The 10,579-nt window shown below is 36.7% G+C and carries 9 protein-coding genes and 1 tRNA gene; 6 read left to right on the top strand and 4 right to left on the bottom strand.

The window, feature by feature from the left end; translation table 11 throughout:
* Positions 1-23 precede the first annotated feature (23 nt).
* A complete protein-coding gene (gene dnaJ, locus PF272_RS05205) occupies positions 24-1,145 on the bottom strand; it encodes a molecular chaperone DnaJ (protein WP_065239341.1) in 1,122 nt (373 codons plus the stop codon).
* A 141-nt stretch (positions 1,146-1,286) separates the two neighbouring features.
* Positions 1,287-3,203: a molecular chaperone DnaK gene (gene dnaK, locus PF272_RS05200; protein WP_065234576.1), complete on the bottom strand. Its 1,917-nt coding sequence runs from the start codon at positions 3,201-3,203 to the stop codon at positions 1,287-1,289.
* 306 nt (positions 3,204-3,509) lie between these two features.
* On the opposite strand from dnaK, the gene PF272_RS05195 reads away from it, so the two are divergent.
* From PF272_RS05195 to PF272_RS05180, 4 genes are all read left to right on the top strand, one after another.
* On the top strand, positions 3,510-4,820 hold the full coding sequence (locus PF272_RS05195; protein ID WP_271141893.1) for an L-cysteine desulfidase family protein: 1,311 nt from the start codon (positions 3,510-3,512) through the stop codon (positions 4,818-4,820).
* A gap of 39 nt (positions 4,821-4,859) precedes the next feature.
* Entirely contained in the window at positions 4,860-6,260 is a 1,401-nt protein-coding gene (locus PF272_RS05190) for a YdgA family protein (RefSeq protein WP_271141892.1), read from the top strand.
* A 100-nt stretch (positions 6,261-6,360) separates the two neighbouring features.
* A complete protein-coding gene (locus tag PF272_RS05185) occupies positions 6,361-6,798 on the top strand; it encodes an RrF2 family transcriptional regulator (protein WP_271141891.1) in 438 nt (145 codons plus the stop codon).
* An 88-nt stretch (positions 6,799-6,886) separates the two neighbouring features.
* A tRNA-Asn gene (locus tag PF272_RS05180) sits at positions 6,887-6,962 on the top strand.
* Positions 6,963-7,086: 124 nt separating this feature from the next.
* On the opposite strand, the gene lpxH is transcribed toward PF272_RS05180, so the two are convergent.
* Entirely contained in the window at positions 7,087-7,815 is a 729-nt protein-coding gene (gene lpxH, locus PF272_RS05175) for a UDP-2,3-diacylglucosamine diphosphatase (protein WP_271141890.1), read from the bottom strand.
* Between the two features lie 134 nt (positions 7,816-7,949).
* On the opposite strand from lpxH, the gene PF272_RS05170 reads away from it, so the two are divergent.
* Positions 7,950-8,681: a 1-acylglycerol-3-phosphate O-acyltransferase gene (locus PF272_RS05170; RefSeq protein WP_271141889.1), complete on the top strand. Its 732-nt coding sequence runs from the start codon at positions 7,950-7,952 to the stop codon at positions 8,679-8,681.
* 60 nt (positions 8,682-8,741) lie between these two features.
* The gene (locus PF272_RS05165; protein WP_271141888.1) at positions 8,742-10,145 is read left to right on the top strand and encodes a multicopper oxidase domain-containing protein; all 1,404 of its coding nucleotides are present in this window, start codon (positions 8,742-8,744) and stop codon (positions 10,143-10,145) included.
* Here PF272_RS05165 and cueR read toward each other — a convergent pair.
* The gene (cueR, locus tag PF272_RS05160) at positions 10,128-10,553 is read right to left on the bottom strand and encodes a Cu(I)-responsive transcriptional regulator (protein ID WP_271141887.1); all 426 of its coding nucleotides are present in this window, start codon (positions 10,551-10,553) and stop codon (positions 10,128-10,130) included. The genes PF272_RS05165 and cueR overlap by 18 nt on opposite strands.
* Positions 10,554-10,579: the final 26 nt, after the last annotated feature.

The raw sequence follows: 10,579 nt of genomic DNA, 5'->3' as shown, positions 1-10,579 counted from the left end.
CGCTATTTTTTCAATTAATTTAACTACTTACCTAAATTATCAAAGAAACGTTTTACCCCATCTAAAAAGCCACTTTCTTTTGGACGGTGTTGATTACGCCCTTCCAAACTCTTTTCAAATTGTTGCAATAACGCTTTTTGTTCTTTATTTAGTTTCACTGGTGTTTCAACAATCACACGACAAATTAAATCACCTTGATAATGTGAACGGGTTGAAGTCACGCCTTTACCACGTAATCGGAATAATTTACCTGTTTGTGTTTCTTCTGGGATTTTTAATTTCACTTTACCATCTAAAGTTGGCACTTCAATCTCACCACCCAATGCAGCAAGGGTGAAACTGATTGGTACTTCACAGTACAAATTATTTCCATCACGTTGGAAAATATCATGCTCTTTCACATGAATGACAACATAGAGATCTCCCGGTGGTGCACCATTCTCACCTGCTGCGCCTTCACCATTTAAGCGAAGCTGATTACCAGTATCTACACCGGCAGGTACTTTCACTGAAAGATTTTTATGTTTATGAACTCGACCATCGCCATGACAACTGTCACACGGTTGTTCAATAATTTTTCCAGTACCATGACAATGAGGACAAGTTTGTTCTTGTACAAAGAAACCACTTTGACGGCGGATACGTCCAGAACCATGGCAATAGCCACACGTGTCCACTTTAGAACCTGCTTTTGCACCTGTACCATGACAAGTATCACAAGTTGCTAATGTTGCAATACGGATATCTTTGCTGACACCTTTGACCGCTTCTTCCAACGTAATCTCTAAATCATAACGGAGATCTTCACCACGCACTACACGTTGGCGACCACGTCCGCCACCAAACATATCACTAAAGATATCACCAAAAATATCACCAAAATCAGCACCGCCAAAACCACCAGCTCCAGCACCACCTTGTTCAAAGGCAGCATGACCATATTGATCATAAGCAGCACGTTTCTCTTTATCCCCTAATACATCATAGGCTTCTTGCACTTCTTTAAACTTTTCCGCAGCGTCTTTATCACCTTGATTACGGTCTGGGTGCAATTTCATTGCTAAGCGTTTATAGGCTTTCTTGATCGCTTTTTCATCATCAGATCTTGATACACCTAGCACTTCATAATAATCACGTTTTGCCATTCGCTTTCCTATTTCTTTATGAAATGGGAGATGAAATTCTCCCCTTTGGATACGCTAAAAGGGCGAGGTATTTCACCTTCGCCCATTCGTAATTTGTGGTAGCTCATACAACAACTTAAGCTACCACATCAGGAGGATAGATTATTTATCTTTTACCTCTTCAAACTCTGCATCAACAACATCATCACCGTTGTTCTTTGCACTACCTTGTGCTTGTTGTTGCTGAGCTTGACCTGCTTGAGCTTGTTGTTGAGCTGCTTGCATTAATTTTTCTGCTGCTTGAATTAAAGCTTGAGTTTTCGCTTCAATTGCTGCTTTATCTTCACCTTTCGCAGCTGCTTCTAACTCATTCGCTGCTTTTTCAATAGCTTCTTTATCACTCGCAGCAAGATTTGCTCCTACTTCACTTAATTGTTTACGAGTTGAGTGAACTAAGTGATCTGCTTGGTTACGAGCTTGTACTAATTCTTCAAATTTACGGTCTGCTTCAGCATTAGCTTCTGCATCACGTACCATTTGTTGAATTTCTTCATCGCTTAAACCTGAAGAAGCTTTAATCGTAATTTGTTGTTCTTTACCAGTACCTTTATCTTTTGCAGATACATGGATAATACCATCAGCATCAATATCAAAGGTAACTTCAATTTGTGGCATACCGCGCGGTGCTGGGTTGATACCTTCTAAATTGAATTGACCTAATGATTTATTATCTGCTGCACGTTTACGTTCACCTTGTAACACGTGGATTGTTACTGCACTTTGGTTATCTTCAGCAGTTGAGAATACTTGTGATTTCTTCGTTGGAATCGTTGTATTCTTTTCAATTAAGGTAGTCATTACACCACCCATAGTTTCGATACCAAGTGATAATGGAGTAACATCTAATAACAATACGTCTTTTACATCACCCGCTAATACACCACCTTGTACCGCTGCACCAATCGCAACTGCTTCATCTGGGTTTACATCTTTACGTGGTTCTTTACCAAAGAATTCAGCAACTTTTTGCTGTACTAATGGCATACGAGTTTGACCACCAACTAAGATAACATCATTAATTTCAGAAACACTTAAATCCGCATCTTTTAATGCCACACGAATTGGTTCCATTGATTTAGCAACAAGATCTTCAACTAAAGATTCTAATTTTGCACGAGTTAACTTAATGTTTAAGTGTTTTGGTCCAGTCGCATCTGCTGTGATGTATGGTAAGTTAACATCTGTTTGTTGTGCTGAAGAAAGCTCAATCTTCGCTTTTTCACCAGCTTCTTTCAAACGTTGCATTGCTAATGGATCGTTACGTAAATCAATGCCTTGTTCTTTCTTAAATTCATCAACTAAATAATTAATTACGCGGTTATCAAAGTCTTCACCACCTAAGTGTGTATCACCATTAGTCGCTAATACTTCGAAAGTTTTTTCACCATCAACTTCATCAATTTCAATAATAGAAAGGTCGAATGTACCACCACCTAAGTCATATACTGCAATAGTATGGTTACCATTTGCTTTATCTAAACCATAAGCCAATGCGGCTGCTGTTGGTTCGTTAATGATACGTTTTACTTCTAATCCTGCAATACGACCTGCATCTTTAGTTGCTTGACGTTGTGCGTCATTGAAGTAAGCAGGCACAGTAATTACTGCTTCAGTTACAGTTTCACCTAAGAAATCTTCTGCTGTTTTCTTCATTTTTTTCAATACTTCAGCAGAAATTTGTGGTGGTGCCATTTTGTCACCTTTTACTTCAACCCAAGCATCACCATTATCTGCTTTCACAATGTCAAATGGCATAATGCTAACATCACGTTGTACTTCATCATCGGTAAAACGACGACCAATTAAACGTTTAATTGCAAATAAAGTATTTTTTGGATTTGTTACTGCTTGACGTTTTGCAGGTTGACCAACTAATGTTTCACCATCTTGTGTATATGCAATAATTGACGGGGTTGTACGATCACCTTCAGCATTTTCAATAACACGTGGTTTATCACCATCCATTACTGCAACACATGAGTTTGTTGTACCTAAGTCAATACCAATAATTTTTCCCATAATCGTTATTCTCCTGATTTTAAATTCGTTTTTTTGACGTTCGACTAAATAAGGCTCTTTTTATCAATTACAAGGGCAAATTTAAATTTTTCTTTAGTTAAACTTGCTCGCCTTATCATTCGTGCCACACTAAATTGAACTTAAAATCAGATTTTCAAGGGGCATTCATAAAAAATTTTTTAATTTTCTCTACTCTCAAGAAAAATCATCAGATTTTTACTGATTTTACTAGCACTTATTACATTACCGTGTATATTTAGTGGGGAAATTTTTACGTAAAATTTAGCTTATGATTTAAGAGGTCTTATGAATCCATCCTTACAACCTTTCGAACAAGCACTAATTGAAATTGTTAAACAAGATGTTGTGCCTGCCCTAGGCTGTACCGAACCGATTTCTCTTGCATTAGCATCTGCAACTGCCGCCAAATATTTAGGAAAAACCCCAGAAAGAATTGTTGGAAAAGTTTCGCCAAACTTAATGAAAAATGGCTTAGGTGTTTCTGTTCCAGGCACTGGCATGGTTGGTTTACCTATTGCGGCTGCCATTGGCGCAATTGGTGGTGATGCTGATGCAGGTTTAGAGGTCTTAAAACATATTTCCTCTGCACAAATTACCCAAGCCAAAGAACTGCTTAAACAAAATTTAGTTTCTGTTTCTATCAAACAAACTGATCATATTCTTTATGCAGAGTCCACTTTATACGCGGATAACGATTGGGTGCGTGTCGTGATTGAAGATCAACATACTCAAATTATGTTGATTGAAAAAAATGATCAAATTATTTATCAAGCCCCGCCTAAATTAGCGGCTGACAATGATCTATATACTATTTTTAATCAATTAGCGGCAAAAGATATCTTTGATTTTTCCATGCAAGTAGCCTTAGACAAAATAGAGTTTATTAATCAAGCTGAAAAATTAAATGCCGCACTTTCACAAGAAGGGCTTCGCCAAGATTATGGCTTACATATTGCACGTACACTACAAAAACATATTGGCGACGGTCTGTTATCTGATGATTTATTATCGCGAATTATGATCCAAACCACAGCAGCTTCTGATGCCAGAATGGGTGGCGCCACTCTTCCTGCAATGAGTAATTCTGGATCGGGTAATCAAGGCATTACTGCTACGATGCCCGTTGTGGTTGTCGCTAACCACCTAAATGTTACGGCAGAACAACGCACCCGAGCATTCTTTCTATCCCATTTAATGGCTATTTTTATTCACAGTAAACTGCCAAAACTCTCTGCACTTTGTGCGGTTACTACTGCCGCAATGGGAAGTTGTGCTGGTATCTCTTATCTGATTACGAATCGCTTTGAAACTGCAGCGATGGCGATTAGCAGTATGATTGGAGATATTAGCGGTATGTTATGTGATGGGGCTGCCAACAGCTGTGCAATGAAAGTATCTACTAGTGTTACCTCTGCCTATAAATCCGTTTTAATGGCGATGAATCAAACAGGGGTAACTGGTGATGAAGGTATCGTTGAACATACAATTGATCGCAGCATTGATAATCTTTGTTCTATTGCCTGTAAAAGTATGCAGCATACTGATTTCCAAATTATTGAGATCATGGCAAATAAACCACAAAATCAGTGTAAATAAATTTCACTAACCAAAAAATAAATAACTAAGGAGAATATTATGCAGAAAAAATGGGCAATCGTTCCTGCTGCCATTATTGTGCTTGGAAGCGTTTGGGTTGGTAACGCTTGGTACACAGGATCACAAATTGAAAAGAATTACCCACAAGTGATCCAAAAAATTAATGATAATGGCATCATTAAAATTGAAAACGTCAAATTAGAACGGCATCTATTCTCTAGTGATATGCAATATGATCTACAAATTGGTGAACTAACTATGCCACTACATAGTAAAATTTACCATGGTGCATTACCACTCAACCTGCTGCAACAATTTAACTTCAAGCCCGTTGCAGCTTCTACTGAAACAACATTAATTAAAAATGAAAAAACAGCCTCAATATTTAATCTTTTCCCGAGTGGACAACCTTTTGTATTAAATGTTGATGTGGGATATCAACAACAAGTTGATATTAATCTACTAATTAATGCTGGATCATTCAAAGATGAAAAATCAGATACGCAAAGTAATTGGTCTAGCAGTAAATACCAATTACAAATTGATGAGAAAAAAGCAATCAAATATTTAATGGATATTGATCACTTGGATATGTATATCAAAACAGATCCGCAAAAATTACCAACTCAATTAGTGATGAATAAGGTTGTTACCCAAGGTGATCTACAATTAACAGAATGGAAATACTTAGCAACTGGCAAAGGCTTAAGTTCGGTTAAAGAATTTTCTATTTCTCAACCAATAGACAAAAATTCTGATCAACGTATCATCCTAAATTATCAAGATCAAACCAGTAATTATGAATTAATTAAAGATGCTGATTTTTATTCACTTCATAACACCTCTAATACAAAAAATATCAGTTTAGGAGATAACTCATCCTCTACACAATTTGCACAAAACTCTGTATTACAAATTAATCACCTTAAAGGCGATGCATTTTCTCAATTAATCTATGCCCTATTTGTTGAAGACCAATCAGCTGTCGATCAAGCATTAGATGTATTAGTGAATCATCAACCTGAATTAATTATTAAACCAATTGAACTCTTTGATGATCAGGGTAAATTTGCGTTAAATACTCATATTAAATTAGCGAAAACTGATTTTACGTCCACCCTGCAAGGGCAAATTGGCAAGATATTTGAACAATTTAAATTTAATCTTTCTTTAGATAAAACATTCATAAATAAATTGCTCTCTGGTCTTGTTACTCTTACAAATAATGCCAATGGACAAAACAAAGTGAGTATTGAGGAAACTCAACAAAATATCCAACACGCATTACAACAACAAGTCATGCAAGGTGTATTAACTGAAAACGATAAATCTTATCTGTTTAATTTTGAACAAAAAGAGGGAGATTTTTATCTTAATCAGCAAAAAATACCACAAGAAGCAATATTATTTGGCTTATTACAATTATTTTCTGGATTTTGATCTAAGATAAGTCAAACGTTAATCAAATAAGCAGAACATTGTTTCAATAACTAATAAGGCGTACCATATTATTGTCTTTATTCGTTATCGAGTAATTATTATGAAATTAAGTACCTTTACTGATTATAATTTACGTGTTCTGCTTTATTTAGCCGCACATCAAGAAAAATTATCCACTATTCAAGAAATTGCAACAGTCTATAATATTTCCGAAAACCATTTAATGAAAGTTATTCATCATTTAGCCAAGAATAATTTTATTCAATCTATTCGTGGTAAAGGAGGCGGTATCCGATTGCATCGCCATCCAAGTGAATTAAATTTAGGAGATATTATTCGTCTTGCAGAAGAAAAAAGTGTCATTGTCGAATGTTTTGGTGAGCGAAATCAATGTTGTATTAGTGCAAATTGCCAATTACCGCCTATTTTAGTCAATGCTTTTGCTGCGTTTTATCGGTCATTATCACAATATACATTACAAGATATCTTGTTAGATCAACAAATTTTCACCTCATTACCAACAAATATAAGCAAATAATTTAATAAAATCAGATTAACGTATGCTATCTGTTGACAATAGGGTCCAAAATCAATAAAATGCAGCCCGCATTGCCCAATGGGGCTATTCCTCCTTAGTTCAGTCGGTAGAACGGTGGACTGTTAATCCATATGTCGCTGGTTCAAGTCCAGCAGGAGGAGCCAAATTTTTTCTTTTGGTACTATGTTTTATTTGTCTCCTTTTATGAAATTTAGTTTTTATACCAAAAGAAGTTTCGCCCATAGTTAAATAACTATGGGCTTTCTTTTTTCACCAAAATCATCTTTTTTATTCAGGCAACGCCAAATTCACAAAATAGCCTTGATGTTGTGGTTCAACCACAAAAATAGAAAGTTCTTCTCGCCAATCACCTAACACAATCCGTCTTTTATTTTCTGATAAAGTGTGAATTGCTTGGCGATGGGTATGCCCATGAATAATTTGCGTCACTTGAAAACGTGTAAAAATATCCTCTACCGCAACAGAATTGACATCCATAATTTCTGTACTTTTACCTTGCTTATCATATTGGCTTTGTTGACGAATACGTTGTGCTAGTTTGATCCGATAAGTCAAAGGCAAGCAAAGAAAAAGTTTTTGTAACCAACGCTGATGTACACGTTTACGGAATTTCTGATAGGCTACATCATCTGTACACAATGTATCCCCATGACACACTAATGTCACTCTACCATATAACTCAATGACCTGATAGTCAGATAATAATTGAATCCCCGTTTCTTTAGCAAACCGCTCGCCCAGTAAAAAATCACGATTACCATGACAGAAATAACAATGAACTTCCTGTGCAGTAAGCTGCTTTAATAACTGCTTAATTTCCTGGATAGCTGGAGAATTTTCATCATCGCCTACCCAAAAATCAAAAAGGTCACCTAAAATATATAAAGCTTGTGCTTGCGGAGCAATTTGCGTCATAAAATAACGAAATAACGCTAATAAATGCGGTGATTGTTCACTCAGATGTAAATCAGCAATAAAATAAGTTGGTTTATTCATCTTCATTTATGATTAATAACGAAAGGCATACTATAAAGCATTTTTATGTTTAACGCTTTCTTCTTTTATCGTTACTTTTGTACTTATTTAGGCAAATTCGCTATACTTGCTCCAATTTGTTTGAGGGACAAACTATGCTTAAATTACTTCGTATTATTATTGTTGTTATTTGTTGTATTCTTATTTGCGTAATTGGTTCTATTTACTCACTTATCCGCTTTAAAAATCCAAATAATGTCGCTCTTTTTGCTCATTGGTTTGCACGTTTACACCCACTTTTTGGTTTAACCGTAGAATATCGTTATCCTGAAGGTGCAGATAAATTTGAACGTTGTATTTATATCGGCAATCACCAAAATAACTATGATATGGTCACTATTTCACATATGGTGATGCCTCGTACCGTTAGTGTTGGTAAAAAAAGCCTAATCTGGGTTCCATTTTTTGGGGTGTTATATTGGGCAACAGGAAACATTTTTATCGATCGTGAAAATCGCAATAAAGCTCACAATACAATGACTACCTTAGCAAAACGAATTCACCAAGATAACCTTTCTATTTGGATGTTCCCTGAAGGTACCCGCAGCCGCGGTCGTGGATTATTACCTTTTAAAACAGGTGCTTTTCATGCTGCTATTGAAGCGGGTGTTCCTGTTGTTCCTGTTGTTTGTTCTTCTACTCATCAACAAGTAAATCTTAATCGTTGGAACAATGGTAAAGTGATTTGTGAAATGTTACCGCCAATTCCAAGTAGTGATTACAGTCGAGAAACAGTTCGAGATTTTGCTAAACATTGCCATGATGTTATGGAACAGCATCTTGCTAAACTTGATGCAGAAGTTGCACAAACTCATCGCCAAACTTAAATCAAAAATCATCTTTATCGCAGGAAAAATATCCATCGAGATTAAGTAAGGAGGAGAAACATGGGAAATTATTCTCGCCGTCGATTTTTACAAGGCTCTCTTGCGCTTGCAGCAAGCAGTAGCGTATCGCATTACGCCTTCGCTGAAGATAAAGTCCCGTTATGGATTCCTCCTCTTACTGCGGTTGGACGCGGCTCTCCTATCCTGTTAAATGCACGTAACGTAAAAAAAGCATTTAATGGGAAACAGAAAGTTGATGCTTGGGGGTTCAATGATTCTTATCTTGGTCCAACAATCAAAATGAAACAAAATGATTTTTTGCGTTTAACTTATCGCAATAATCTCAGCGAAGCAATTGCTATTAATATTCAAGGTTTACAAGCTAACGGCGAGATTTCTGGCAGTATTAACCGCAATATTGCCCCACAAACTTCTTGGTCCCCTATTATTCCAATTAAACAGAGTGCCTCTACTTGTTGGTATCACAGTGATACTATCGGTCGCTCCGCTTATCAAAGTTATCGTGGCTTAGTGGGAATGTGGATTATTGAAGATGAACAAAGCAAGAAAGGTTTAATTCCTAATAAATATGGCGAAAACGATATTCCTTTAATCCTACAAGATATTTCACTTAACTATGAGGGGCAACAGTTATTTAACCTCGATAAAAATCAGTTCTTAGGTAAACAACTTTTTGTAAATGGGCAACGCAACTGCTTCCTTAACGTTCCTCGTGGTTTTATTCGCTTACGCTTACTAAATGCTTCCGTTTCTCGACCTTATTATCTCAGTCTAGATAATCAACAACCACTTTTAAAAATTGCTTCTGGTTTGGGTTTCCTCTCTCAGCCACAAGAAATTAAAACACTGTTATTAGTACCGGGTGAACGTGCTGAAGTATTAGTAAATTTAACGCAAGGACAAACTGTCAGATTGCTTGCTGGTAAAGATCGTGGGTTATTTGATCAAGTCCGTAGTATGTTGGGAATGTCGGATGATTTAGAGGATAACCTAGTAGTCGAATTACGTCCTCAAGGCTTAGCCTCTGCATTTGCCCAACAAAAACCAACATTACCTGATGCAAACTTAGGTTTACCGCTCACCCCAGTAAAAGAGCGAACTTTTGTACTAAGCACCCAAGATGCGATGATTAACCAACGCCGTTTTGATCCGCGTCGGATCGATCTTGTTGTCAAACTCGATACTGTCGAACGTTGGATTCTCTCTGCTGATCAACCTACTGGATTCCAATTACAAGGTGCTAAATTCTTAATTGAACAGCAAAATGGTAAACGATTAACAAAAGCTCAACTCGCCTGGACTGATACGGTTTGGGTTGAAGGTGAAACTCGAACTCTGGTTAAATTCGAGAATCAATCTTCTAATTCTTATCCATTTATTTTTGGAGCATCAAATTTGTTGTTAGCTGATAAAGGCTGTATGGGATTACTTGTTGTGCAGTGATGCTTTATGATGACAACAACTTTGCCCACTTAGTGAATTAATAATTGGGCAATCTTCACTATCATCTCCAGGGCATTGCTCAGCCAATGCCATTAATTTTTCTCGCATTTGCTGTAAACGTGTAATTTGTTGATCTATTTCTGAAATTTTTGCCAAAGTCTGTGCTTTCACGTCCGCACTACGGCGATGTGGATTATGATATAACGATAATAATTGCTCACACTCTGGCAAAGAAAACCCTATTTCTCTCGCTTCCCGAATTAAATTTAAGGCTTCAATATGCTGTACTCCATATTGGCGATACCCATTCGCACTACGACTTGGCGCACTAATCAAACCTTTCTCTTCATAAAAACGGATTGCTTTTGTGGTTAAATTAGTCAATTTTGCTACTTCATTAATATACATATTTTCCTCTTGACTCTTACCTTACA

The sequence above is a fragment of the Gallibacterium faecale genome, from assembly GCF_027920745.1.
In the GTDB taxonomy this organism is placed as follows: Bacteria; Pseudomonadota; Gammaproteobacteria; order Enterobacterales; family Pasteurellaceae; genus Gallibacterium; species Gallibacterium faecale.
Note: the sequence above shows the minus strand (reverse complement) of the source record. Positions and strands in the feature narration are given on the sequence as shown.